Consider the following 25,024-nt stretch of genomic DNA (forward strand, 5'->3'; position numbering starts at 1 on the left):
GCGGCTGCCCAGCACCCTATGCAGCGCCATCTGCGGAGCAGCAGCGCGGGCCGTACTTTGTGGCGGTCTTGCAACAGACCAGCCAGTACGCCGGATTCCCCTTCCCCAGCCCCCCGGAGGGGCCACCTATGCCTGGCCCGCCTCCCTCATCTGCCGCAGCTCCTTCTTCATCTCCGACACCTCGTCGCGCAGCCGCGCGGCGATCTCGAACTGCAGGTCGGCGGCGGCCGCGCGCATGCGTGCGGTCATCTCCTCGATCTGCTCGGCCAGTTCGGCCGCGGGGCGGTCGGTCGCGACGGCCCGGCCCTTCTTGGCCTTGCCGGACGCGGCGGCCTTGCCTGCCGTGGCCGCCTCACCGCCGAGCGCGGGCACCGGGGCCTTGGCGCCCTTGCCCGCCTTGGGCTTGCGGTACTCCGAGCCGAGGAGCTGCTCGGTGTCGACCTCTTCGCGGGCGATCTGCGACACGATGTCGTTGATCTTCTTGCGGAGGGGCTGCGGGTCGATGCCCCTCTCCTTGTTGTACGCGACCTGCTTCTCCCGGCGGCGGTTGGTCTCGTCGATGGCCTTCTCCATCGCCGGGGTGATCTTGTCGGCGTACATGTGGACCTGGCCCGAGACGTTGCGCGCCGCGCGGCCGATGGTCTGGATCAGGGAGGTTCCCGAGCGCAGGAAGCCCTCCTTGTCGGCGTCGAGGATCGCCACCAGGGAGACCTCTGGCAGGTCGAGGCCCTCGCGCAGGAGGTTGATGCCGACCAGGACGTCGTACTCACCGGCCCGCAGCTCGCGCAGGAGCTCCACGCGGCGCAGCGTGTCGACGTCGCTGTGCAGATAGCGGACCTGGATGCCGAGCTCCAGGAAGTAGTCGGTGAGGTCCTCGGCCATCTTCTTGGTCAGGGTGGTGACCAGGACGCGCTCGTCCTTCTCGGTGCGCATGCGGATCTCGTGCACGAGGTCGTCGATCTGGCCCTCGGTGGGCTTGACGACGACCTCGGGGTCGACGAGGCCGGTGGGGCGGATGATCTGCTCGACATAGCCGTCGCCGCGCGAGAGCTCGTACTTGCCCGGGGTCGCCGAGAGGTAGACCGTCTGACCGACGCGGCCGAGGAATTCCTCCCACTTCAGGGGGCGGTTGTCCAGGGCGGAGGGCAGCCGGAAGCCGTGGTCCACGAGGGTGCGCTTGCGGGAGGCGTCGCCCTCGTACATCGCGCCGATCTGCGGGACGGTGACGTGCGACTCGTCCAGGACGAGGAGGAAGTCCTCCGGGAAGTAGTCCAGGAGCGTGTTGGGGGCGGTGCCGGGCTCGCGGTCGTCGAAGTGCATGGAGTAGTTCTCGACGCCGGAGCAGGAACCGATCTGGCGGAGCATCTCCAGGTCGTACGTGGTGCGCATGCGAAGGCGCTGGGCCTCCAGCATCTTGCCCTGCTTCTCCAGCTCGGCGAGGCGCTCGGTGAGCTCCTTCTCGATGCCGGTGACGGCCTTCTCCAGGCGCTCGGGGCCCGCCACGTAGTGCGAGGCGGGGAAGATGTAGAGGTGGTCGTCGTCGCTGATGACCTCGCCGGTGAGCGGGTGGAGGGTGGAGAGCGCCTCGATCTCGTCACCGAACATCTCGATGCGGACCGCGAGCTCCTCGTACACCGGGAAGATCTCGATGGTGTCGCCGCGGACGCGGAAGGTGCCGCGGGTGAACGCCAGGTCGTTGCGCGTGTACTGGATGTCGACGAAGCGGCGCAGGAGCTGGTCGCGGTCGATCTCGTCGCCGACCTTCAGCGGCACCATGCGGTCCACGTACTCCTGCGGGGTGCCGAGGCCGTAGATGCAGGAGACGGAGGCGACGACGACCACGTCCCGGCGGGTCAGCAGGGAGTTCGTCGCCGAGTGGCGCAGCCGCTCGACCTCCTCGTTGACCGAGGAGTCCTTCTCGATGTAGGTGTCCGACTGCGGGACATACGCCTCGGGTTGGTAGTAGTCGTAGTACGAGACGAAGTACTCGACTGCGTTGTTCGGCAGGAGCTCGCGGAATTCGTTCGCCAGCTGGGCGGCCAGTGTCTTGTTCGGCGCCATCACGAGGGTGGGGCGCTGGAGCTTCTCGATCATCCACGCGGTGGTGGCCGACTTGCCGGTGCCGGTCGCGCCGAGGAGGACCACGTCCTTCTCACCCGCGCGGATACGACGGTCGAGCTCGGCGATGGCCGTCGGCTGGTCGCCACTGGGCTGGTACGGACTGACGACCTCGAAAGGTGCCACCGTGCGTTCGATCTTGGATACGGGCCGCATGGAATCCACCGTACGACCCCGCACTGACAACCGGGCCGGATCAGCCGGTCGGCGGTGGCTCGCTCACCGGTCCAAGGTGGCGCTCCTCACCTGTTCTGCGGGGAGCGGGAGCCGGGCCGCCGGCGGGGACCGCGACGGGGGCCGGGCACGTGCCGGTCGCCCGAGCGCGGGACCGGGTAGGGCCGGCGGGCCCCGCCGACGCCAAGGGCCCGGGCCTCCTGCTGGCCGCCCATGACCATCAGCGGGTCGAACATCACGATCACACCCGCGAGGAGCAGGAAGGCGAGCGGTCCGATCATCATCGGCGCGAGGATCTCGGCGGACGAGTCACCGGCCGGCAAGGCGTCCGAGTCGTGGAGGTGGACGCTGAGGGCCGCCATCCCGGTGTAGTGCATTCCGGTGACGGCCAGGCCCATGACCAGGCTCGCGCCCAGACTCCACAGGAAACCTTTGACCTGCGCGGCCGCCCAGAGTGCCGCGGTGGCGGCGACCATGGCGATCACCACGGACGCGGCGACGGTGAGGGTGTTGTACTCGAGCGTCCCGCGTAGACGCATACCGGCCATTCCCAGGTAGTGCATCGAAGCGACCCCGAGGCCCGTGATCGTCCCGCCGGTGAACAGCGCCGTGCCGGTCGCGCCCCGATAGCCGACAATGAAGATGCCGACGCCGACCATGATGATGGCGACGGCCAGGCTGGCGAAGGTCAGCGCCTTGTCGTAGCGGATCGGTGCCTCCTCGACGGAGAAACCCATCATCGCCACGAAGTGCATGGTCCAGATGCCTGAACCGATGGCGGCCGATCCGAGTGCGAGCCAGCCGGGGCGCCAGGAGTGCGCCACGAGGAGCGATCTGGTCGTACAGCGCAGCCCGAGTGCTCCTCCGAGGCAGGCCATGACATAGGCCACCACCGGTGTGACGACTCCGTAGCTGAACCCGTCGACCGTGCCCTGCATGCGAGGTAGCCCTTCCGCCTGTTGCGTCCAAATGACCCGTCACGTGCCGTACGCCCCCGCCCGCGGCCACCTGAAAGGCCGTCGGCTGAGGCAGAGAGTAAGGCTCCCGCCGGAACGCACGAACGATTTTCCGGCAAAGAATTCCGCCACTCGCGCGCGGGGGGCCCTTGCTCCGGATGCTCCGTTCAGCCTGTGGCCATCCTGCACCTGTCTCCCGTTGGCCCTTGACTGTCACTCTCGACCGGTCCGCGATCTCACGACGCGAGGAGTACTTGTGTACACACGCGCTGCCGCCACCACTGTCGCCGCTCTCATGGGAGCCGGTGCGCTGGTCCTTCCCGCCACCACCGCAGCCGCCGACACCCCGTCGGCGTCGAGTGCCGCCGGGACCCCGTCGACGTCGAGTGCCGCCAAGCCCGGCAGGCCGCTGGTGGTCGCCCACCGCGGCGCCTCGGCCTACGCCCCCGAGAACACCTTCGCCGCGATAGACAAGGCGCGGGACATGGGGTTCACCTGGGTCGAGAACGACGTCCAGCGGACCAAGGACGGCGAGCTCGTGATCATGCACGACGACACCCTGAAGCGGACGACCGACGTGGAGCAGCGGTTCCCCGGCCGTGCCCCCTGGAAGGTCGCGGACTTCACGGCGGCGGAGATCGCCGAGCTGGACGCCGGGAGCTGGTTCAGCCCGAAGTACGCGGGTCAGCGGGTGCCGACCCTGGAGCAGTACATGAAGCGGGTCTCGCACAACCAGCAGAGCCTCGTCTTCGAGTTCAAGAAGCCCGAGCTCTACCCGGGCATCGAGAAGCAGGGCCTGCGCGTGCTGCGCGAGACGGGCTGGCTCGACAAGCAGCACGTCAAGAAGAAGCTGGTCATCCAGAGCTTCAGCGCCGACAGCGTGAAGACCGTGCACAAGCTGCGGCCCGACGTGAAGACCGGCTTCCTCGGCACGCCCGCCGTCGCGGACCTGCCCGAGTACGCCGAGTTCTCCGACCAGATAAACGCCACCCACACCTCGATCTCGGCGGATTACGTCGACTCGATCCACGCGCTCAAGGGGCCGCACAAGAAGCGCCTCGAGATCTTCACGTGGACGGTCAACGACGGCCCGAACGCGGTGCGTGCCGCGGGCTTCGGCGTGGACGGCATCATCACGAACGCGCCCGACGTCGTCCACAAGGCGGTGCGCAAGGGAGCGCGCAAGGGCTGACGCCCGGTCGTTGTCAGTGGCCGGTCGTACGGTGGTCGCATGGACGCCAATGTGCAGGGACGGGGCCCGCTCGTGTGGGCCGTCGTCGGCAGCGACATCGGGCCGCTGCTGCTGGCCGCGACCGCCGGGGGGCTGGTCACCGTGGCTTTCCACGCCACCGACGCGGTGCGTGACAGGACCCTGGACCGGCTCGGCTCCCGCCTGGGCGCCGAGCCGGTCCACGCACCGGATTCCCCCCTGCTCGCCGAGTCGATACGTCAGTTCGCGGCGTATTTCTCCGGCGAGCGGCACGTCTTCGAGCTGCCGCTGGACTGGTCGCTGAGCTCGGGTTTCAACCGCCAGGTGCTGCGCGAGCTCGCCTCCGGCGTGCCGTACGGCTCGGTCGTGGGCTATGGCGACCTCGCCGGCCGGGTGGGCAGCCCTGGAGCCGCCCAGGCCGTCGGCATCGCGATGGGCTCCAATCCGCTGCCGGTCGTGGTGCCGTGCCACCGCGTGGTGGAGAGCGACGGCGGCATAGGCGGCTTCGGCGGCGGCCTGGAGACAAAGCGGCGGCTCCTCGCCCTGGAGGGGGTGCTCCCGCAGCCCATGTTCTGAGCCCGCGGAGACCGCCACCCGGCGCTCCGGAGACCGTCACCCCGCGCTCGGGAGGCCGTCGCCCGGCGCCGCAGAGGCCGTCGCTCGGCGGTGTCGGAGCCGGGCGCCCACCCATTCCGTCTCCGGCGTACGAGCCTCCTGGCACACTGCGTCAGTGACTACGCCCGTCGACGCTCCTGACATACCCGCGCCAGAGGCGCTGCCCGCGCTGCGCCGCCGTACGACGGCCGTGCTGATCGCCAGCCAGATACTGGGCGGGCTCGGTGTGCCGATCGGTATCGCGCTGGCCCCGGTGCTCGCCACCGAGGTGAGCGGCTCGGAGGCGTTCTCGGGGCTCGCACCCACCGCTTCGGTGGCCGGCACGGCCCTGCTCTCGCTGCCGCTCGCCGCGCTGATGACGGCTCGCGGACGGCGTCCGGGCCTTGTCCTCGCCTATGTGATCGGCGCGGTCGGAGCGGGGCTCGTGGTGCTCGCCTCGGTCGTCGGGAGCTTCCCGCTGCTGCTGGTCGGCATGGCGGCCTTCGGCGCGGGGTCATCGGCCAACCTGCAGGCCCGTTTCGCCGCGGCCGACCTCGCCGAGCCGGACCGGCGTGGCCGCGCCATCTCGCACGTCATCTGGGCCACCACCATCGGCTCGGTGCTCGGCCCCAACATCGCCGCGCCGACGAGCAGGCTCTTCGCCGGGACAGCCGTCCCCGAGCAGGCCGGGCCCTTTCTCTTCGCCGCGGGGATCTTCGCGATCGCCGCGCTGGTGGTGGCGGTACTGCTGCGGCCCGATCCGCTGCTCACCGCCCGCGCCCTGGCCCCGCGGGAGGACGAGAGCCCGCAGAGCGGGTCGCTGCGGGCCGGCGTGGCCGCGGTGGCCGCGTCGCCCATGGCCCGCCTCGCGCTGGTGACGGTCGCCGCGTCGCACACCGTGATGGTCTCGATCATGGTGATGACGCCGGTCGACCTCGGACACCACGGGGCGAGCCTGCAACTGGTCGGCCTGGTCATCAGCGGTCACATCGCGGGCATGTACGCATTCGCGCCGGTGCTCGGCTGGCTCGCCGACCGGTTCGGCCGCCTCTCCGTCATCGGTCTTGCGGTCGGGCTCCTGGCCTTCGCCGCGCTGCTCGCCGGTACGGCGGGGCCGAGCCACGGCCAGACCGCCGCCGGGCTCTTCGTGCTCGGCCTCGGCTGGTCCGCGGGTCTCGTCGCCGGCTCCGCGCTGCTCACCGACTCGGTGCCCCAGCCCGCGAGGGCCGCGGTGCAGGGCCTCTCGGACCTGACGATGAACACGGCGGCGGGCATCGGCGGGGCGGTGGCGGGCCTGATCGTCGCGCAGGCCGGCTACGGCTGGCTCAACCTCGCCGGCGTCCTCGTACTGCTGCCGCTCGCCGCGCTCGCCGTCCGCAGGGCGGTCAAGAAGGCCTGAGGCGCCTTCGAGTGGCCCTTGGAGGGCCTTCGCGGGGGTCAGAGAGCCTTAGGCCTCCGCAGAGGTCAGAGAAAGCCCTGGAGCTGTCGCGGAGCTCAAGGGAGCGTGATCTCAAGGGAGCGTGATGTGGTACGCCTTGCGCAGCGTCTCGTGGACGGTCCAGGTCGTACGGTCGCCCTCGCGCAGCACGGCGGCGTCGCCGGGTCCGATCTCCAGCGTGGCACCGCCCTCGACCACGACGGTGGCCCGGCCGCTGACGACCACGAAGAGCTCGTCGGCCTCGGTGTCGGTGACGACGCCGGGCGTGATCTGCCAGATGCCGCGCACCTGCTTGCCGTCGGCGGACTCCCACAGCACCTTGCCGGTCACCACCGGGTCGCCGGAGACGATCTGCGCCGGGTCGAGCGGTTCGGCCACCAGCTCGACGTCCGGGATGTGCACGGCGAAAGAGGGAACAGTTTGATCATTCGTGGTCATGGCCGGTCACCCTAACCGGGCGCATGGGCTCCGTCAGGAGTGAGCGTCAACTGGAGCGGAATATTCCGTTCCCACAGGGCTCGGCGGAAAGCCGGAGTTGGCTGGCAGACTGGCACATCTCGTCATCAGCGCTAGGAGCCCCACATGTCGATGGCCGGCAACCTCCGGAAAGTCGGAGGCCTGGGCAGGGTCGGCAGCCTGCGGAAGGTCCGCGGTCTGCGGAGAGTGGCACGCCTCGGCCGCCGTGACGCACGCGTCGATCTGAGCCACCCCGCCCGGTCCCCGCTGGGTTCCTCGGTGGTCAACTGCGTGACGTACAGAGAAGGCGTGCGCCAGTCCCCCGCACGCGATCTGGTCGAGTCGGTGGAGCGGATCCGCAAGTCCGACGACGGCTTCGTCTGGCTGGGGCTGCACGAACCCACCGAGGAGGAGTTCGCCGGCATCGCCGATCTCTTCGATCTCCACCCGCTCGCCGTGGAGGACGCCGTCCACGCGCACCAGCGCCCGAAGGTGGAGCGGTACGACCACACGCTCTTCGCCGTCTTCAAGACCGTCTGCTATGTGGAGCACACCGAACTGACCGCCACCAGCGAGGTGGTCGACACCGGCGAGATCATGCTCTTCGTGGGCCGCGACTTCGTCATCACGGTCCGGCACGGCAGGCACGGCTCGCTCGGTCCGCTCCGCGAGGCCCTGGAGGCGGCTCCCGAGCAGCTCGCCCAGGGGCCCGCGGCCGTCCTGCACGCGATCGCGGACCAGGTCGTGGACGACTATCTCGCGGTCACGAACGCCGCGCAGTCGGACATCGACCAGGTGGAGTCGGACGTGTTCGCCCCGGACGGGGCGCGGGTCGACCCCGGTCGGATATACCAGCTCAAGCGCGAACTGCTCGAACTGAAGCGCGCCGTGGTGCCGCTCGGCCGCCCGCTCCAGATACTCGCCACCCAGCCCATGCGGGTCATCGCCCCGGACATACAGGCGTACTTCCGGGACGTCGACGACCACCTGAAGCGGGTCACCGAGCAGATCGCCGCCTTCGACGAGCTGCTGAACTCGATTCTTCAGGCCCACTTGGCGCAGGTGACCGTCGCGCAGAACGAGGACATGCGGAAGATCACCGCCTGGGCGGCGGTCGTCGCGGTGCCCACGATGGTCTGCGGCATGTACGGGATGAACTTCGACCATATGCCGGAGCTGCACTGGCAGTACGGGTATCCGTTGGTGATGGGCCTGATAGCGGCGGCGTGCACCGCGCTCTACCGCGGCTTCCGGCGCAACGGCTGGCTGTAGGCGGAGAGGTGGCCGCCGGGGGCACGTGCCGGCTCAGCCCTTGGCGTACACGCTCTCGACCCAGGCCGCGAGCTGCTCGTCGCTGAGGTGCTTGGCCAGGTCGGCCTCGCTGATCATGCCGACGAGCCGCTTGTCCTCGATCACCGGCAGGCGACGGATCTGGTGGCCCCGCATCTCGTACAGGACCTCGTCGACGTCGGCGCCCGCGTCGATCCAGCGCGGCGTGCCCTTGGCGAGGTCGCCCGCGGTGATCCGTGACGGGTCGTGGCCCAGGGCCACGCAGCCCACCACGATGTCGCGGTCGGTGAGGATGCCGCAGAGCCGCTCGTTCTCGTCGGCGATGGGCAGCGCGCCCACATCGAGTTGGCGCATCAACTGGGCGGCACGGTCCAGGGTCTCGTGCCGGGGGATCCATTGGGCTCCCCGGTGCATCATGTCCGCGGCGGTTGTCATCGCTACCTCCCGTGGCCGGGCAGTGTCCGGAGCGGTGCGAGCGCACCACTGGTCCCGGTGCCTCTCATTCTCGTGGCCGCTTCCACGGCACGCATCCGGGCCAGCCGCTCCACGCCGGGTGCCGTGGGTCGTCCGCCCGTACCACCACGTCGGCCGCGGCCGCGGGGTCCGTCTCCGCCTCGTACCGCTCGAAGGCCGGAAGCGTCCAGCGCTCCGCCTCCGGTGTGCGCCGTCGCAGGGCGCCCGGTGAGAGGCGTACGTGCACACTCAGATCGAAGGGGAACCAGTGGCCGAGCAGCAGCGGGCCGTGCAGCAGGAGCAGGCCACCGGGCGGCAGTCGCACATACGGGCTGCGCGTCGCGCGGTCGGTCGCCGGGTCCCAGAGGTCGGGCAGCACCCGTCCCGTCCCGCCCGGGTCGAGCGGCCCGAAGACCTCACGCCACAGCGCGCCGGTGTCGAACCAGCCGCTGTGGTAGGCGTCCACGTCCTCGTGGCCGTACTCGAAGCGCAGCGAGGCCGGCCGCAGGAACCCCTCCGTGCCGACGACGAGCGCGGTCCTGCCGTGCAGCCGCAGCGCGTCGCCCACCCGCCGCGCCAGCTCGCCGGTCCCGGCCGCGGGCGCCCCGTCCACGGCGACGCGCGGCCAGCGGCTGCCGTCGGCCGTCTCCACGTCGAGCAGACGGTCGGCGAGGGTGTCGGCAAGCCGCTCCCAGGTGATCGGTTCGAGGCGCACGGGCCCATGATGCCGCCCGGCGCGTGGGCGCGGCGGCGGGGGCGGGTGCGTGGTTCGGGGAAGGAGAGGGGTATGGCGAGCCCACCTGCCGGCCTCGTGGCCTTCCAGCCCCTGACACGACGGTACTGCGCGGAGTGCCGCTCGGGGCCGCTGCCCCTGCTCACCCTCGAAGGCGGCGAGCCGCGCTGCCTGGACTGCGCCGACCTCGGACACCTCGTCTATCTGCCGCGCGGCGACACGGCTCTCACGCGGCGGGCCCGCGAGGGCAGTGGCCTCTCCGCGGTGGTCGTCCGCTTCCACCGCCGCCGGGCGCGTTATGAACGGCAGGGCACCCTCGTCGAGGAGGCCGCGCTCGTCCGCGCGGAGGAGCGCTGCCTCGCCGACGCGGAGGCGCGGGCACGGCGCAGGGCGAGGGACGCGGTGCGGCGGGCCGCGGAGGACGTGCGGTTCACCGCGGCCTTCGCCGAGGAGATAGGGCGGCTCTTCCCCGGCTGTCCGGCGGAGCGGGCCCGGGAGATAGCCGCCCACGCGTCGTTGCGGGGCAGCGGCAGGGTGGGGCGCAGCGCGGCGGGGCGGGCGCTGTCGCGGGCCGCGGTGACGGCGGCGGTCATCGCGGCGGTACGGCACACGGCCACGCCGTACGACCGGCTGCTGATGAGCGGCGTCCCCCGCGGTGAGGCCCGACGCCGCATCGCCCCCACGGTGGAGACGACGCTACGGAGCTGGCGGACCGCCCCTGACCGAGCCCCTGACCGAGCCCCTGACCAAGCCACGGGCTGAGCCACCGACTGAGCCGCGGACCGAGCCACGGGCTGCGACACGAGGAAAGCCACGGGCTGAGCCACGAGCTGCCGAAGCCGCCCGGAGCCGACCCGAGCCGGACACCGCGCGGGCCCCCGCTCAAGGCGCCCCCGCCAGAAGACGTCCGCGTATGCCCCCGCGAGGCCCACGTATGGCGAATGCGCGCGCCGCGCAATTGACTTGTCGTGAGGCGGACCACCGTGCAGGATCACTCGCGCGGCCCGCCTCTCCACGTAACGGCCCTCATCACTCCGGGAGTTGCCATGATCGACGGACCGTACTTCGTCCTCGCCGTACTCGGGGCGCTGGCCTGCGGTCTCACCGCCGGAGCCTTCGCCGCGTTCTCGACCTTCGTGATGAAGGGCCTGGCCGCGCTGCCCCCGGCCCAGGGCATCGCCGCGATGAACGCCATCAACGTCACCGCGGTCAACCCCTGGTTCATGGCCGTGTTCCTCGGGGCCGCGGGGCTCTGCCTCGTGCTCGCCGTCGTGACGTTCGTGCTCTGGCCCGACGAGGGCACCGCCGAACTGCTGATCGGCTGCGCGCTGTTCCTGGTGGGCTGTTTCGGGGTGACCGTCGCGGCGAACGTCCCGCGCAACGACGCCCTCTCCAAGGTCGACCCGGAGAGCGAGGAGGGCGCCGCGTACTGGCGTACGTACGTCCGTGAGTGGACCGCGTGGAACCACGTCCGGACCGTGGCTGCGCTGGCCGCGACGGCGTCCATCATCCTGGCGCTGACCTGAGCCCCGCCCCGCCCCGCCCCGCCACAACACTCCGCCCCGCCACGCCCCACCAGGCCCTCCCAGGCGGAGGGCTCAATCAAGGCTCAGGGCTCAGGGCTTGCGAGCCACCGCGCCATACCCCGGAACCGGCCCGTCCGCCGGGTCCGTCACCCGCTCGCCGAGCTCCGGCTTCCACTGGTCGATGACCGCGACCCCGGGGTCCACCAGCTCGTACCCCTCGAAGAACCGGGCCACGTCCGCGCGCGAACGCAGCGCGAGCGTCATGCCGCGCGCCTTGTACAGCTCACCGGCCTGCTCCGCCGTGCCCGGCGTGAAGTCGCCCGTGCCGTGCGACAGCATGAGGTGGCTGCCCGAGGGCAGGACGCTCATCATGCGGTCCACGAGCTCGTACGCGCCGTCCTCGTCCGAGATGAAGTGCAGCAGCGCGACGAGCGACAGGGCGACGGGCTCGTCGAAGTCCAGTACCCGGGCGGCCTCTTCGATGATCTTCTCCGGCCGGCGGAAGTCCGCCTGGAGGTACTCCGTGACGCCCTGTGGCGTCGAGCGCAGCAGGGCCTCGGCGTGGGCGAGGACGATCGGGTCGTTGTCGCAGTAGACGACGCGCGCATCGGGGGCGATCCCCTGGGCGATCTGGTGGAGGTTCGGCTCCGTCGGTATGCCGGTGCCGATGTCGAGGAACTGCCGCACCCCCTGGCCCGCGAGCCAGCGCGTGGCGCGCTGCATGAACGCGCGGTTGTTGCGCGCCATGGTCAGCACACGCCCGTCCATGGCGACGAGCTGCCGGCCCATCTCCTCGTCCACCGGGTAGTTGTCCTTGCCGCCCAGGAACCAGTCGTACATCCGTGCGGGGTGCGGCTTGCTGGTGTCGATGTACGACGCGTCGGTCATGACAGCTCCACAGGGTCAGGGCAGGAAAGCAAGAAGTCAGAAACGGGAGGATGCAGGAGAGCGGGAAGTCAGGAAAGCAGGAAGTCGGCCTCGCCCGCCTTGGCTCCCTGGATGAACGCGTTGATCTCGCCGTACGTGTAGATGAGCGCGGGACCGTCCGGGTCGGCGGACTGGCGCACCGCGACCCTGCCGTCGGCCAGCTTCATGGCCTCCAGGCAGTTGCCGCCGTTGCCGCCGCTCCACGGCTTGTGCCAGCCGTCGTTGCCGAGGTCGCGCGCGGGCATGCCGTTGTAGATGCGGGAATCGGTGCGCGAGTCGTCGCGGCCGCCGGGTGAACGCGGACCGGCGGGGCGCGTTCCGGCTCGATGTCGGTCCATTTCACAGCTCCTTGCGGACGTCCAGGAGGAAGTCCTTCGTGCGTTGTGCCGTGGCGGCCTGCGCCGCCATGCGGTCCATGACCTCCAGGTGGGTGGCCACCTCGGTGCGCGCGTCCAGGTAGACGGCGCCGGTCAGGTACTCGCTGTAGACCATGTCGGGCAGCTCCGCCATGGCGAAGCGGAAGATCACGAACGGTCCGTACGTTCCGGGGTGCGGGCCCGCCGCGAACGGCGCGACCTGCAGCGTGACATGGGGCAGCTCGGTGGCTTCGAGCAGCCGGTCGAGCTGATCGCGCATCACCTCGGGTTCGCCCACGGGTCTGCGCAGCGCGGTCTCGTCCATCACCACCCAGAGCCGGGGCGCGTCCTCGCGGGTCAGCAGCGACTGGCGCTCCATGCGCAGCGCCACGTACCGCTCGATGTCCGTCGGCCGGGTCTGCCCTATGGCCCCGGACCGCATCACTCCGCGGGCGTACTCCTCGGTCTGGAGCAGGCCGGGCACGAAGTGCGGTTCGTAGGACCTGATGAGGCTGGCCGCGCCCTCCAGGCTGACGTACATGCTGAACCAGCCCGGCAGGATGTCGTGGAACCGCTGCCACCAGCCGGGCTTGTTGGCCTCCTCGGCGAGCGTCACGAAGGCCTCGGCCTCGTCGTCGGTGACGCCGTACGCCTTGAGGAGGAGCTGGAGATACGGGATCTTCAGCGCGACCTCGGCCGTCTCCATGCGGCGGACGGTGGCGGGGGCGACGCGCAGGATCTTCGCGGCCTCCTCGCGCTTCAGGCCCGCGCCCTCGCGCAGGTCCTGAAGGCGACGACCGAGAACGACCTGCCCGACGGTCGGCGCGGACCGCGGTTCGCTCACGTCTTCTACCTCCACCTGACTCCGCGCTGTGACAACGCACACCGCACCGCGAGCTGTTGCGAGCAGTGTGCCATGCGCCCTCTCAGGCGACCACGCCACTGTGCACTTTTCAGAGTGGGTCTTGCCAAGGTGTTCTGGGCGGGGCGATAGTGGATGGCGTGACTCCGCCCGCGCCGTTAGGAACCGAAGCCGCCGAAGGCCGTCTTGGCGTTCTCGCCGAGGCCCGGCCCAAGGACGCCGCCGAGGTCTGCGTCAGTTTCGTGCTCGCCCCGCATCCGGGCTCCGTCGCGCAAGCCAGAAGGCTGATGCGCGCGCAGTTCGGTGTCTGGGCCGTGCGTGACGAGGACGCCTGCGAAGCGGCGGCTCTCATCCTCTCCGAGTTGGTCACCAATGCCGTGGTGCACACCGCGAGCCGGCGGATCATCTGCGAGCTGTGCGCGCAGTCGGAGAAGCTGCGAATAACCGTGCGTGACGAAGGGTGCGGTTCAGGCATGCCGCGCCCCGTGCACCGGGGGATGGACGAGGAGCACGGGAGGGGATTGCTTCTCGTCGATGCGGTGAGCAGCGCGTGGGGTGTCCACGACGCGGGGCCCGGCAGCGGGCGGACGGTGTGGGCGGAGTTGCGACGGGTGACGGAAGCGACGGGGTGGACGTAGGCCGGTCGCGAGGGCGCCGACGGGGACCGACGGCGGCGGCGAGCACGGAGAACGGGTGAGTCGAGCGTGGCAGTGACGCGGGCGGGAGGCGTGTGAGCGCGGGTACGGTGCGGCCGTTGGATCTGAGCACGCTGGTCGGGCTCTCCCGGCAGAGGACGCGAGCCGGGGCCCCGGCGCCGGCGCCCCTCCGGCTCGACCTGCCGGAGGGAATGAACCAACCGCTCGGCTGCGACGCCGTGGCGGTGCCCGCGGGGTTCGGCCCCCGGCTGATGGACCGCCTGCCACGCGTGGGATGCGTGTACGAGGACGGGCCGCGCTGGTGGTGGATCGTGCCCGCGGACTCCGACGTCGCCATGGAGTGGCCCGCGGCGGTCGCCTATTCGGCGGGTGCGGTGGTCAGGGACGCGGGACGCCGCCGGCCGGTACTGATCAACCGCCCGAAGGACGACGTCCCCTACACCCCGCCGATCCCGCTGTATCTGGCCCTGTGCGGCGAGACGGGGACGACCCCGGGATGGTCACGGGCCTGGCTGTAGGGAACCCCGGCCCTGGCTGTAGGGAATCCCGGAGCCCCGGAACCCCGGTGGGTCACAGGCCCGTCCGAGCCAGGAGTCACGTCACGCCGCCACCGCGGCGGCGACCTCCGGCTCGCACACGAGTTCGCGCACGACCACCAGGAAGGCGTCCGACGCCAGGTCCATCACGACCTCCGCGCGCTGTCCTTCGTCCCGGCGGGCCCGCGCGAACTCCTCCGCGGGCCACGATCCGCGCGGTCCGCCTGCCGGAAACCGCTCCAACACCGTACGTCCGTTCATCATGGTTCCTGTCCCCCCGTGCCGTTCCGTGCGCGGACCGAAGGTCTCGGTGCCGCGTCTCCTGACAGGGAGAACGCGCGCAGCACCCCGCAGGGCTCGCGATGTGACCGAACCGCAACGGAGTTGGGCCATATCCCAGGGTTCTCCCGGGGTTCTCCCGGGTTCCCCGGGGCTGCCGGAGCTCAGTCCTCGTACTCGTCGTGGTACCGCACCCGCGCGCTGCCCGCAGGCGCCCCGAACACGGACGCACGGCCGCCGGGCCGCTCCCACTCCTCCTGCCGGCCGAGCGCCGTGAGGTCGAGGATGCTGCCGGTGGAGCCGATGCCGTCGAGACCCCTGGCGAACGTGGCGTACGTGTGGAAGACGCGGTCGCCGGTGCGCAGGAAGCAGTTGATCGCGGGCACGTCGCGGGGCTCCTCGTCGAAGGAGGCCTTGAAGTCGTGGTTGAAGTCGCCGCCGTTGGTCGAGAACCAGGGCACCGTCCAGCCCATGCGGGCCTTGAAGGCGAGCAGCCTGGTGAACGGCGCGCGGGAGACGGCGACGAAGTTGGTGGAACGGGCCCGCAGATGCGCGAGGTGCCCGATCTGGTCGAGGAAGGCGGAGCAGCTCCGGCAGCCCGCCTCCCACTCGGGCGCGAACATGAAGTGGTAGACGACGAGCTGGTCGCGGCCGTCGAACAGGTCGAGCAGCGTGGCCTTCCCGTCGGAGCCGTCGAAGTAGTACTCCTTGTCGACCTCCACCATCGGCAGCCCGCGCCGGTCGGCGTTGAGCGCGTCGCGCGCACGGGTGGCCGCCTTCTCCTTGGCCAGTAACTCCTCCCGCGCGACGAGCCACTCCTCACGCGTGACGATGTCCGGAAGTCCCATGGTCTGTCTCCTCCACCCTTCGGGCGCGTACCTCGGCGAAGGGTGGACCGGCCCGGCCCACGGAACTCATCGCTCGCGCCCGGAGAAATTCCGGAGAAGCCTCAGCCCTCGTACTCCTGGATACGTTTCCCGTGGCTGCGGTCGACGAGTCCGGGCAGCAGCGCGCTCAACTCCCCCACGACGTTCGGCACGTCGACGGTGAGCAGTTCACCGTCGCGCATCAGCACGCGGCCGTCCACGATCGTGTCGCGCACGTCGGCGGAGCGCGCGCTGTGCACGAGGGTGGCGGCGAGATCGTGGACGGGCTGCGTGTGCGGACCAGACAGGTTTACGAGGATGATGTCGGCCCGCAGCCCTTCGGCGAGCCTCCCCACCTCCCGCCCGAGGCCGACAGCACTCGCGCTCTGCAGTGTGGCGTGGTCGAGGGCCTGGCGGGCGGTGAGCCAGGCCGGGTCCCGCTCCGTGTGCTTCTGGACGAGGGCGGTGAGCGCCATGGACTCCCACACGTCGAGGGTGTTGTTGGACGCGGCACCGTCCGTGGCCAGGCCGACCGGGATCCCGGCCTCGCGCAGCGCCCGCACGGGCGTCGTGTCCCAGCCGAACTTCATGTAGCCGCGGGGCGCGGACGCCACGGCGGCACGTCCGCCGGCGCGGCGCAGCACGGGCAGGTCACGGGCGGTGTCGAGGCCGGTGGCGTGGGCGATGAGGAGGTCCACGTCCTCGCCGAGGAGCCCGGCACGCTCCAGTGCCTCGATGGGGGTGTGGCCGTGCCGGGCCAGGCTGTTGGCGGTCTGCTCGCGGTTCTCGGCGGCGTGGATGTGGACCGGCAGACCGTGCTGCCGGGCGAGTTCGGCGGTGGCCGCGAGGTCGGCGTCGTCGACGGTGTAAGGGGCGTGCGGGGCGAGGCAGGTGGTGACGCGCCCGCCGGCCGTACCGCGCCGCCGCAGCGCGAAGTCGAGGGAAGCGGCCCTGCCCTCGGGCCCCTGCGAGGTGAAGAAGGCCTGGCCGAGCAGGGCGCGCAGACCGCTCTCCTCGGTGACGGCGGCCACCGTGTCCATGGCGAAATAGTGGTCGGCGAAGGTGGTGACACCGCCGCGGATCATCTCGGCGCAGGCGAGGCGGGCCCCGAGCTCGATCACGCGCTCGGTCAGATTGCTCTCGACGGGCCAGATCCAGTCGTTGAACCACTCGTGGGCCGGCAGGTCCTCGGCGAGGCCGCGCAGGGCCACCATCGGCGTGTGCGTATGGCAGTTGATGAGCCCTGGCATGGCCACGCAGCCGCGCCCGTCGATGTGGTCGGCCGCCGCGAGGCCGGCCACGGCCTCGGCGCCGCCCGCGGCTCTCTCGGAGGTGACGGAGGCGATCCGTCCGTGCGTCACGACGATGACGGCGTCCTCGACGAAGACGACGTCCCCTCGGGAGCCGTGGGTCAGGGCCGTGCAGCCGGTGATGATCAGGTCGGCGGGCTGCGTGCGGTCTGACGTGGTCGTTCCGGGAGGGCCCGGCGCGGGCGGCGGCGTCATCTCTTCACGGTAGTGGAGCTAGCCGCGCGGGAGGACGGTCGAGAGGACGCCCGGCAGCGGATACCAGTCCGCCGACACGATGCTCGCGTGCCGCCGCGCGAGCAGCGCGACCCGCTCGGTGGCCTGGGCCTCGGTCGGCCGGGTGCCGTCGATGGCGGGGGCGACGTTGTGCGCGTCGGTCATGACGACCAGGTATCGGCGGTCGGCGTACCACTTGGTGTCGATGGTGCCGCCCGCGTACTTCGACGCGTCCCCGTCGAAGAGCACGAACCACGGCCGGATCGACGCGTCCGCGTACCGCCCGCGCGGGTCGCCCGCCTCGGCGCCGAGCACGGCGGGGAAGGCGGCGGCGTCGCCGAGGCGGCCGGCCGCGGCGAGGTCGCGCAGATGGGTCGCGTACTCGCGGTCGGTCCACAGGGTGTCTGCGGGGTTGCCCTGCTCGACGGTGCCGGGTATCAGTTCGACGATGAACTTCCCCGCCAGGTCGGCACGGTCCGGCCAGCCCTTGGCCCGTACGGCGTCGTCCAGTGTGGCGTGTCCGGCGGCCATCTGACCCGGCCGGTGGACGGCGTCACCGAGCGCGCTCGTGAGCAGGGCGTCGAGATCGGCGGGCCCGCGCCCGCGCTTGCCGAGGAACCCGTCCTTCAGCTCCATCTTGAGCACGATGGGCCGGTGCCCCGGGTGGGCGTCGTGCCAGCTGCGGATGTCCCGCAGACAGCCCGCGAGGCTCTGGTTGCGGGACTTGGTGCGCAGCTCGGCCGCGCTCCGCGCGTTCTCGCAGTTGTTGTCGTTGCCCAGCGGATTGCTGTGGGAGACACGCCAGCCGCTGCCGAACGCGTTGGTCCACACGTCCAGCTCCAGCATGGCGGCGCCGGAGTCGAGGGCGTCGGCGAAGTAGGGGTACTTCGCCTTCTCGTACGCGTTGTGCACGCCGACGCCGGTGGTCGCGGAGTAGGCGGCCGCGGCGGCGCGGGCGGCTGCGCCTCGCGGTGCGGGGTCGTTGTCGACGGCGGCCGAGGCCCCGCCCCCACTCCACGCTCCCCACGCCAGCACGGCCCCCGCCACCAGTCCCACGGCTCCCCTGCGCACCATCCCGTACACCGTCCCCTCACGTCTCCGCTCCGGCCAAGTCACGGGAAACGTAGGGGAGTCGAGTGACGCAGGGAAGACGGCGTGGTGGATGGGGTGTGGCCGCTGGGGCGGGGCCGGCGGAATGTCCGTGACAGGATGGTTTTCGGCGAGCCGGACTTGCGGCTCCTTGGAGCCGGGGTGTGAGGGGCTGTGGGGACGAGGGTGGCCTCGACGGCGCTACGGGTGGGCGCAGGACCGGTCGTACGCGGCTCCGCACCGGTCGTACGTGGCTCCGCACCCGCCGGGCCGAGGCCGGACCCGCTCCCTGGGCCTGAGCCGGCGGTCGACGAACAGCCTGACCCCGGCTGGCCCGACCTCCCCGGCGACACGGTCCTGACGATCCGCGTCCCCAAGGCGGACGCCTTGATGAGGGCCGGTTTCCCGGCGCACGTCACGGTGCTCTACCCGTTCCTGAACGAGTCGCGCTTCGCGGTGCCAGGGCCGAGGCAGGCGCGGGCGGAGTCGCCGGTGCCGCCGGAGCCGAGGTCCAGGCCTATGTCCAGGTCCGGGTCCGGGCCCGCGTCCACGTCCAGGTCGATCCACGCGGAGTTGACGGAGCTTTTCGCGGCGCACGCCCCCTTCACCCTCACGTTCACGCGGTTCCGCCGCTATCCGGGTGTTCTCTACCTCCCCCCGGCCCCCGAAGCCCCCCTCCGCGCGCTCACCGAGGCCCTCACCACCCGCTGGCCCGAGGCCGTCCCCTACCGCGGGATCTTCGATCCGCCCCTGGCCCCCCATCTGACCCTCGCGAACCACGAGGGCCCGGAGACGTACGAGGCGGCCTACGACGCCCTGGAGCGCGAACTCGCCCCTCACCTGCCGCTGGTCAGCCACGTGGACTCCGTCGACCTTCTCGTGACGGACGGCCCGGGCGAGGGCTGGCGGAAGCTCAGGACATACCGACTGGGTGAGGCGGGCAGGAATCCGGCCTGATGCCGGGACGGGACCGGGGCGGAACGGCCGAGCGGCGCGTGTCCGTCGCGACGTGCCGGCGTTAGGGATCTGCGGCTTCTGCCCGGGCAGCCGGGCGGAAGCCGGCGCCCGTATTTCGCCTCCCCTGAAGGGACCGCCCCGTGGCTCTCACCCTCCCGCGTACCTCCGGCAACCGGTTCGCCGTGGCCGTCGCCGCGACCGCTGTGCTGTGTGTCGGCGCGCCCGCCGCGTACGCCTCGTTGGACGGCGGCGAAGGACCGTCCACGACCGCCACGGTCCAGCGCGGCAAGCCGTACGCCGAGACCCGTCTCCTCTTCGGCACCGAACGGCCGGACGGCGGGCCCGCGGTGACCGACAAGCAGTTCATGGCCTTCATCGACAAGGAGGTCACACCCGGTTTCCCCGACGGGCTGACCATCCAGGACGGGCGCGGGCAGTGGCGCGACTCCAACGGCAGGATCGAGCGGGAGCGCTCGTACGAACTGATCCTGCTGTATCCGGTCGGTGAGACGCGCGAGCGGGACGTGCGGATCGAGGAGATCCGCAGCGACTACGAGAAGGCGTTCGCGCAGGATTCGGTGGCGCGTCTCGACGAGCGGACGCGGGTCGACTTCTGAGGAGGGTTCCTCCCGAGAATTCGGTGGCGCGGCGGCGGTGCCGCCAGCACGCTGGCCCCATGAAAGCCCAGCACGCCGACAGCACCGCCACGACCGTCGCGACCGCCACGTCCACCGAACCGCCCACGCCGAGCCACCAGATCCGCGCCCTGCACACGGATTCGACGATCACGGTCTACCAGGCGTACGCCCCCGGACTCGGTGTCCCCGCGGCCCGCGACGGCCGTTTCCCCGCGGCCTGGAAACGGGACCGCATGACGTGGATCAAGCCGTCGTTCCTCTGGATGATGTACCGCTGCGGCTGGGCCACGAAGGAAGGGCAGCAGACCGTGCTGGCCGTCGAGATCACCCGCGAGGGTTTCGACTGGGCACTGCGGCACGCGTGCCTGTCCCACTACGCGCGCGGCCCGCATCCCGACGAAGCCGCCTGGAAGCGTGCCCTGCGGCAGTCCCCCGCGCGGGTCCAGTGGGACCCCGAGCGGGACCTCCACCTCAACGCCCTGCCCCACCGCTCGCTCCAGCTCGGCCTGGCGGGCGACGCGTCCCGCCGCTACGCGGACGAGTGGACCGTCTCCATCACGGACGTCACCGGACTGGCGCGGGACGTCCACGCCCTCGTACGCGCCGGAGACCTCTCGGCGGCCGCGGGGCTGCTCCCCGCCGAGCGGCCGTATCCGGCGGGCGATGCCGAACTGGCCCATCTGCGGGCGTGACCGGGCGGCGGCCACGGCCAGGCCGTCATCCACTGAGAACCGCCGTCAACGCGCCCACCACGTCCTCGTCCGCCTCTCCGTCCGGCCACCAGTCGTCCGCTCCCGGCTCGCTCTGGTACGGGTACCAGCGGCCGTCTCTGCCGAAGCGGATCTGGAGGGTGCCCTCCGCGTTCGTGAGGCGGTTCCGGTGGATCGTCATGCGGGGGAGGTCCGCCGCCGCGAGGGCGCCACGGGCTCGGTCGAAGGGGCCCGCCGGGGGGTCCCAGGGGGATTCGAGGACCGTCAGGCCCTCCTCGCCGCCCTGGCGCCAGGCCGCCGCCGCGCGGGAGAGGTCGGCGGGGGTGCGGCCCACCGAGCGGGCCAGCTCCGCGAACTGGCGGCTGAAGGTCCTGCGGCCCGTCAGCCCCGGGTGCGAGGCCGCAAGACGGACCGCGTCGTGCCAGGGGGACGCCGCCGTGAACGGGTCCACGCCCGCGGTGAGGAACGCGTGGGCCCGTGCCGCCGCGTCCGTGATCAGGAACTCCAGGGACGCGGGATCCGGGGCACCCGGCAAGGACGGCAGGACCGGGGGCTCACCCGGGTGCGCCGGGGGCGCCAACGGGGGCGGCAGGGGGCGGCGGACGTCCTTGGCGAGGACGTCCCGGGCCGGCGTTCCGGGCAGCCGCGGTGCCTGTCCGGCGCAGGGGCCGGGAGGCTCGGGCTCGGTCGGCTGGGCGGGGGCGGGGCTCTCGACCGGGGGCTTCGCCGGTTCTACGGGCTCCACGGGCTCCACCGGCGCGGGCTCCACCGGCTCCGCAGGGGTGTTCCCCGGAGGCGGGGCGACAGCCTGTTCAACAGGCCGGTCGCCGGGCGCGGCGTCGCCCGCGGGCAGCCGCGCGACCTGCTGCTCCGCCGCCGAGGCCCGCGCGTTGCGGTGGGCCAGTTCGTCCAGGACGTCGGACTCCTCGCCGCCGCGCAGGAGCAGCAGGACGAAGGGGTCGGCGTCCAGGAGGCGGGCCGTCTGGTAGGCCAGGGCCGCCGCGTGTTTGCAGGGGTGACCGCGGTCCGGGCAGGTGCAGGAAGGGGACAGTTCGCGGGCGCCCGGCAGAAGGGGGACGTCCGCGCGGTCCGCCGCGTCCGCCAGGGCGTGCGGCATGTCCTTGTCCAGGAGGGCCGCGATGTGCGCGGGGTCGGCCGTCACCGCGTCCAGGAAGCGGTCCCAGTGTTCGGGCGGCATCGTGCGCAGGCGGATCTCCGCGCGGTAGGGGCGGGGGCGGCTGCCGTGGACGTAGGCGACGATGCGGCCCGGCGCGACGGTGATGGTGTCGACCGCCCCGTCACGGGCATACGTCCGGCCGCGCGTCAGGCGGCCCTGGTCGAGGGCGCTCGCCTCCAGCGCGTCGATCCAGGCGTTGCCCCACCAGGTCGCGGCGAACGGTGCCTCAGGGTCGGGGTGCGGCGGCAGGGCGGGGAAGACGCGGCCGCTGCCCATGCGGCTCGTCTCGCTCATTCCGCTGGCCCAGCCCAGGCCGCCACGGCGCTTCACGCCGTCCTCCGCAGCGCGACCAGGTCCGCAAGGTCCGCGTCGGACAGCTCCGTGAGGGCGGACTCGCCGCCCTCGCCGAGCACCGCGTCCGCCAACGCCTGCTTCGCGGCGAGCAGTTCGGCGATGCGGTCCTCCACCGTGCCCTCGGTGATGAGGCGGTGCACCTGGACGGGCTGGGTTTGGCCGATGCGGTAGGCGCGGTCGGTGGCCTGCTCCTCCACCGCCGGGTTCCACCAGCGGTCGTAGTGGATGACGTGGCCCGCCCGCGTGAGGTTCAGGCCCGTGCCCGCCGCCTTCAGGGACAGGAGGAAGACCGGGACCTCGCCCGACTGGAAGCGGTCCACCATCTCCTCCCGCCGCGCGACCGGCGTGCCGCCGTGCAGGAGTTGCGTGCCGACGCCTCTGGCGGAGAGGTGGGCCTCCAGGAGCCGCGCCATCTCCACGTACTGCGTGAAGATCAGGACGGCGCCCGCGCTCTCCGACTCCGTGAGGATCGTGTCCAGGAGTTCGTCGAGGAGCTCCAGCTTGCCCGACCTCGGTCTGCCGGTACGTGTGGTGAGCGCGCCGTCCTTCAGATACTGCGCCGGGTGGTTGCAGATCTGCTTCAGCGCCATCAGCAGCTTCATCACGAGGCCGCGCCGCGCGATGCCCTTCGACGCCTCGATGCGGGCCAGCGTCTCGCGGACCACCGCCTCGTAGAGCGAGATCTGTTCGCGGGTGAGCGTGACCGGGTGGTCCGTCTCCGTCTTCGGGGGCAGCTCGGGGGCGATGCCCGGGTCGGACTTCTTGCGGCGGAGGAGGAAGGGGCGGACCAGGCGGGCCAGGCGGACCATCGCCTCGTCGTTCTCGGCGTTCTCACCGCCCTCCACCAGGCGCGCGTGCCGGGCGCGGAACGCCTTGAGGGGGCCGAGCAGCCCGGGTGTCGTCCAGTCCAGGAGGGCCCAGAGCTCGGAGAGGTTGTTCTCCACGGGGGTGCCGGTGAGGGCGACGCGGGCCGGGGAGGGGATGGTGCGCAGCGCCTTCGCCGTGGCCGCGTGCGGGTTCTTGACGTGCTGCGCCTCGTCGGCGACCACCAGGCCCCACGGCTGGGCGGCGAGGTCCGCGGCGCTCGTACGCATCGTGGCGTACGTGGTGAGGACGAAGCCGCCGGTCAGGTCCGCGAGGGTGCGGCCCTGGCCGTGGAAGCGGCGCACCGGCACGCCCGGCGCGAAGCGTTCGATCTCCCGCTGCCAGTTGCCGAGCAGCGAGGCGGGGCAGACCACGAGCGTCGGCGCGGGGTGCGCGCGGTGGAGGTGCAGGGCGATCAGCGTGATCGTCTTGCCGAGGCCCATGTCGTCGGCGAGGCAGCCGCCGAGGCCCAGGGAGGTCATGCGGTCAAGCCAGGCGAGGCCCCGCAGTTGGTAGTCCCGGAGCGTCGCGTGCAGTGCGGGCGGCTGGGCGACGGTGGCGAGGTCGCCCGTCACCCGCTCGCGCAGCCCGGCCAGCGCGCCGACGGGCACGGCGGGCACCCGCTCGCCGTCGACCTCGGCCGTGCCGGTGAGCGCCACGGAGAGGACGTCCACCGGGTCGAGCAGTCCGAGGTCCCGCTTGCGTGCCTTGCGGACGATCTCGGGGTCGACCACCACCCACTGGTCGCGGAGGCGGACGACCGGGCGGTGCGCCTCGGCGAGGACATCGAGCTCCGCCTCGGTCAGCGGGTCGTCGGCCTGGTCGCCGAGCGCGAGCTGCCAGCGGAACTCAAGGAGCTCCTCGGTCTTGAAGAAGTCGAAGTTGTCCGCGGCGGTGCCGGGTGCGGGGCGGACGACCGCCGTGGCGGTGAGGCCGCGCGTCAGCTCGCGCGGCCAGTGGACGGTCACGCCGGCCGCGCCGAGCCGTCCTGCCGTCGCGCCCAGGAGGTCGTACAGCTCCTCCTCGCTCAGGGGCAGCACGTCGGGCACGGGCCGTTCGAGCAGGCGGGCGAGCGGTGGCCATACGCGGGCCGCGCGCCGCACGGCGAGCAGGGTGTCCACCTTGGCGCGGGGGCCGAAGTGGTCCGCGCCTGCCCAGAGCTGCGGGACGTCGGTGACGAGGGAGGGGTCGGCGAGGCTGTGCACCTGCACGACGGCCGCGGCGGGGCTGGCCACGGCCGAGCGCGAGACGCCTTCGGCGCCCGCCGCCCCGTTTTCCCGAGCCACTGCCGCCCCGCTCCTCCCCTCGTCATCTGCCCCGTCGAACACCTCGTGGGCCCGCAGGTCGAGCCGCAGCGACACCCGTACCCCGGCGTCGACCCCGGCCGCGACCTCCGCCGCCCAGTCCCGCACGCCCGTCAGCCGCTGCGGCTCGCGCGCGGCGAAGGGGGCGCCCACGGCGTGCGCGGCGGCGGGCGTACGCGGCAGGGCGTCGACCACCGCGTCCACGAAGGCCCTGACCAGGGCGGAAGGGTCGGGCAGCAGCAGCGGTCCGGCGCCCGGCAGCGGCACGGCGTGCGCCTCGGCGGGCAGAGCGGCGGCGATGGCGCGGAGCTGGGCGACGTCGGCCTCGTCCAGCGGCCCCGCCCGCCAGGCGTCGAAGTCGCCCGCGGTGACCCCGGGCAGCAGCCTGCCGCGCGCGGCCAGGTGCAGGGCGTGCCGGGCGGCGGCACCCCAGCAGGCCGCGGCGGGATGCGGGCGCGTGGCACGCAGCAGCAACGGCACGGCCTCGGCCACGCTCATGAACACTGCGGGGACGGTACCAGCGCGGACCCCCTTGCCATGCCTACGCGCGACAACGACCTCCCCCAGAACCCCACCGCTCCGGTCCTCCCCGGGCCCCCCAAAGCCACCGGCCAACTCGCGACCACCGGCCCCCCCGAGGCCACCGGCCGACTCAGCACCGCCCGGCTCCCCGAAAGCACCGGCCCGCTCACGGCCACTCGGCTCCCCGAAGCCACCACCCGGCAGCTCCCCGCCGTCCGCTCGCCAGAACGCCAGCCGGCCCTCCCTCGGTACCTCCGCCGGGAGGAAGACGGCCGCGTAGGAGCGCACGAGTGCGGCGTGGTCGGTCTCCGCCGCCCCCGCCGCCTTCGCCGTCACCGCCGCCATCTCGCCCACTCTCCCGAAACCCCTCTCCCGAAGCCCCTCAGCCGAAGCCCTCAGTCGGGCCTCCGCCCACGAGAGCCCAGCTCAGGCGCCAGCTCTACGCATCTGATCCAA

At 72.0% G+C, this 25,024-nt stretch carries 25 protein-coding genes; 11 read left to right on the forward strand and 14 right to left on the reverse strand.

The window, feature by feature from the left end; all coding sequences use genetic code 11:
- Positions 1-126: 126 nt before the first annotated feature.
- Both uvrB and ACZ6JY_RS23275 read right to left on the reverse strand, forming a co-directional pair.
- Positions 127-2,274, reverse strand: a complete 2,148-nt coding sequence (uvrB, locus tag ACZ6JY_RS23270) for an excinuclease ABC subunit UvrB (RefSeq protein WP_469198359.1) — start codon at positions 2,272-2,274, stop codon at positions 127-129.
- Positions 2,275-2,360: 86 nt separating this feature from the next.
- The gene (locus ACZ6JY_RS23275) at positions 2,361-3,230 is read right to left on the reverse strand and encodes an MHYT domain-containing protein (protein ID WP_469198361.1); all 870 of its coding nucleotides are present in this window, start codon (positions 3,228-3,230) and stop codon (positions 2,361-2,363) included.
- Between the two features lie 274 nt (positions 3,231-3,504).
- On the opposite strand from ACZ6JY_RS23275, the gene ACZ6JY_RS23280 reads away from it, so the two are divergent.
- From ACZ6JY_RS23280 to ACZ6JY_RS23290, 3 genes are all read left to right on the forward strand, one after another.
- Positions 3,505-4,440: a glycerophosphodiester phosphodiesterase gene (locus ACZ6JY_RS23280; RefSeq protein ID WP_469198363.1), complete on the forward strand. Its 936-nt coding sequence runs from the start codon at positions 3,505-3,507 to the stop codon at positions 4,438-4,440.
- 39 nt (positions 4,441-4,479) lie between these two features.
- A complete protein-coding gene (locus ACZ6JY_RS23285) occupies positions 4,480-5,034 on the forward strand; it encodes a methylated-DNA--[protein]-cysteine S-methyltransferase (RefSeq protein ID WP_469198365.1) in 555 nt (184 codons plus the stop codon).
- Positions 5,035-5,188: 154 nt separating this feature from the next.
- Positions 5,189-6,451, forward strand: a complete 1,263-nt coding sequence (locus ACZ6JY_RS23290) for an MFS transporter (RefSeq protein ID WP_469198367.1) — start codon at positions 5,189-5,191, stop codon at positions 6,449-6,451.
- Positions 6,452-6,562: 111 nt separating this feature from the next.
- Here the strand turns inward: ACZ6JY_RS23290 and ACZ6JY_RS23295 are convergent, their stop codons facing one another.
- Positions 6,563-6,928: a cupin domain-containing protein gene (locus tag ACZ6JY_RS23295; RefSeq protein ID WP_469198370.1), complete on the reverse strand. Its 366-nt coding sequence runs from the start codon at positions 6,926-6,928 to the stop codon at positions 6,563-6,565.
- Positions 6,929-7,072: 144 nt separating this feature from the next.
- On the opposite strand from ACZ6JY_RS23295, the gene corA reads away from it, so the two are divergent.
- Complete coding sequence (gene corA / locus ACZ6JY_RS23300; RefSeq protein ID WP_469198372.1) at positions 7,073-8,218, forward strand: magnesium/cobalt transporter CorA; 1,146 nt, start codon at positions 7,073-7,075, stop codon at positions 8,216-8,218.
- Between the two features lie 33 nt (positions 8,219-8,251).
- On the opposite strand, the gene ACZ6JY_RS23305 is transcribed toward corA, so the two are convergent.
- Entirely contained in the window at positions 8,252-8,671 is a 420-nt protein-coding gene (locus ACZ6JY_RS23305) for a CBS domain-containing protein (protein WP_469198374.1), read from the reverse strand.
- Positions 8,672-8,735: 64 nt separating this feature from the next.
- Positions 8,736-9,404 (reverse strand): nucleoside/nucleotide kinase family protein, encoded by a 669-nt coding sequence (locus tag ACZ6JY_RS23310; RefSeq protein ID WP_469198376.1) that lies wholly within the window; start codon positions 9,402-9,404, stop codon positions 8,736-8,738.
- A 72-nt stretch (positions 9,405-9,476) separates the two neighbouring features.
- Here ACZ6JY_RS23310 and ACZ6JY_RS23315 point away from each other — a divergent pair, with 72 nt between their 5' ends.
- Together ACZ6JY_RS23315 and ACZ6JY_RS23320 are read left to right on the forward strand one after the other, a co-directional pair.
- The gene (locus ACZ6JY_RS23315) at positions 9,477-10,184 is read left to right on the forward strand and encodes a DUF2293 domain-containing protein (protein WP_469198378.1); all 708 of its coding nucleotides are present in this window, start codon (positions 9,477-9,479) and stop codon (positions 10,182-10,184) included.
- A 284-nt stretch (positions 10,185-10,468) separates the two neighbouring features.
- Positions 10,469-10,948, forward strand: a complete 480-nt coding sequence (locus ACZ6JY_RS23320; RefSeq protein WP_469198380.1) for an anthrone oxygenase family protein — start codon at positions 10,469-10,471, stop codon at positions 10,946-10,948.
- 90 nt (positions 10,949-11,038) lie between these two features.
- Here ACZ6JY_RS23320 and ACZ6JY_RS23325 read toward each other — a convergent pair whose 3' ends face one another.
- From ACZ6JY_RS23325 to ACZ6JY_RS23335, 3 genes are all read right to left on the reverse strand, one after another.
- Positions 11,039-11,836: an SAM-dependent methyltransferase gene (locus tag ACZ6JY_RS23325; protein WP_469198382.1), complete on the reverse strand. Its 798-nt coding sequence runs from the start codon at positions 11,834-11,836 to the stop codon at positions 11,039-11,041.
- 68 nt (positions 11,837-11,904) lie between these two features.
- On the reverse strand, positions 11,905-12,120 hold the full coding sequence (locus ACZ6JY_RS23330; protein WP_447041915.1) for a DUF397 domain-containing protein: 216 nt from the start codon (positions 12,118-12,120) through the stop codon (positions 11,905-11,907).
- A 94-nt stretch (positions 12,121-12,214) separates the two neighbouring features.
- Positions 12,215-13,075: a helix-turn-helix domain-containing protein gene (locus tag ACZ6JY_RS23335; protein WP_469198383.1), complete on the reverse strand. Its 861-nt coding sequence runs from the start codon at positions 13,073-13,075 to the stop codon at positions 12,215-12,217.
- A 158-nt stretch (positions 13,076-13,233) separates the two neighbouring features.
- Between ACZ6JY_RS23335 and ACZ6JY_RS23340 the strand changes: the two genes are divergently transcribed.
- Together ACZ6JY_RS23340 and ACZ6JY_RS23345 are read left to right on the forward strand one after the other, a co-directional pair.
- On the forward strand, positions 13,234-13,731 hold the full coding sequence (locus ACZ6JY_RS23340) for an ATP-binding protein (RefSeq protein ID WP_469198384.1): 498 nt from the start codon (positions 13,234-13,236) through the stop codon (positions 13,729-13,731).
- Positions 13,732-13,847: 116 nt separating this feature from the next.
- Entirely contained in the window at positions 13,848-14,267 is a 420-nt protein-coding gene (locus ACZ6JY_RS23345; protein ID WP_469198385.1) for a hypothetical protein, read from the forward strand.
- An 81-nt stretch (positions 14,268-14,348) separates the two neighbouring features.
- On the opposite strand, the gene ACZ6JY_RS23350 is transcribed toward ACZ6JY_RS23345, so the two are convergent.
- From ACZ6JY_RS23350 to ACZ6JY_RS23365, 4 genes are all read right to left on the reverse strand, one after another.
- On the reverse strand, positions 14,349-14,546 hold the full coding sequence (locus ACZ6JY_RS23350; protein WP_469198386.1) for a hypothetical protein: 198 nt from the start codon (positions 14,544-14,546) through the stop codon (positions 14,349-14,351).
- Positions 14,547-14,728: 182 nt separating this feature from the next.
- Positions 14,729-15,412: a DUF899 domain-containing protein gene (locus tag ACZ6JY_RS23355; RefSeq protein ID WP_469198388.1), complete on the reverse strand. Its 684-nt coding sequence runs from the start codon at positions 15,410-15,412 to the stop codon at positions 14,729-14,731.
- A 101-nt stretch (positions 15,413-15,513) separates the two neighbouring features.
- Positions 15,514-16,935 carry an amidohydrolase gene (locus ACZ6JY_RS23360; protein ID WP_469198389.1) on the reverse strand — a complete coding sequence of 474 codons (1,422 nt, stop codon included), beginning with the start codon at positions 16,933-16,935 and terminating at the stop codon, positions 15,514-15,516.
- An 18-nt stretch (positions 16,936-16,953) separates the two neighbouring features.
- Entirely contained in the window at positions 16,954-18,027 is a 1,074-nt protein-coding gene (locus tag ACZ6JY_RS23365) for a phosphatidylinositol-specific phospholipase C domain-containing protein (protein WP_469198390.1), read from the reverse strand.
- Positions 18,028-18,432: 405 nt separating this feature from the next.
- Between ACZ6JY_RS23365 and ACZ6JY_RS23370 the strand changes: the two genes are divergently transcribed.
- The 3 genes from ACZ6JY_RS23370 (at position 18,433) to ACZ6JY_RS23380 (ending at position 20,329) form a co-directional block, all read left to right on the forward strand.
- Positions 18,433-18,999, forward strand: coding sequence for a 2'-5' RNA ligase family protein (locus ACZ6JY_RS23370; RefSeq protein ID WP_469198778.1), 567 nt, complete (start codon positions 18,433-18,435; stop codon positions 18,997-18,999).
- Between the two features lie 140 nt (positions 19,000-19,139).
- Positions 19,140-19,616 (forward strand): DUF3574 domain-containing protein, encoded by a 477-nt coding sequence (locus tag ACZ6JY_RS23375; RefSeq protein WP_469198391.1) that lies wholly within the window; start codon positions 19,140-19,142, stop codon positions 19,614-19,616.
- A gap of 59 nt (positions 19,617-19,675) precedes the next feature.
- Positions 19,676-20,329, forward strand: coding sequence for a DUF4291 domain-containing protein (locus ACZ6JY_RS23380; protein WP_469198392.1), 654 nt, complete (start codon positions 19,676-19,678; stop codon positions 20,327-20,329).
- A 25-nt stretch (positions 20,330-20,354) separates the two neighbouring features.
- On the opposite strand, the gene ACZ6JY_RS23385 is transcribed toward ACZ6JY_RS23380, so the two are convergent.
- A complete protein-coding gene (locus ACZ6JY_RS23385; RefSeq protein WP_469198393.1) occupies positions 20,355-21,854 on the reverse strand; it encodes an SWIM zinc finger family protein in 1,500 nt (499 codons plus the stop codon).
- On the reverse strand, positions 21,851-24,913 hold the full coding sequence (locus ACZ6JY_RS23390) for a DEAD/DEAH box helicase (RefSeq protein WP_469198394.1): 3,063 nt from the start codon (positions 24,911-24,913) through the stop codon (positions 21,851-21,853). Before ACZ6JY_RS23390 ends, ACZ6JY_RS23385 begins: the two co-directional genes overlap by 4 nt.
- Between the last annotated feature and the right edge of the window lie 111 nt (positions 24,914-25,024).

It is taken from the genome of Streptomyces sp. NPDC046335 (assembly GCF_055587985.1).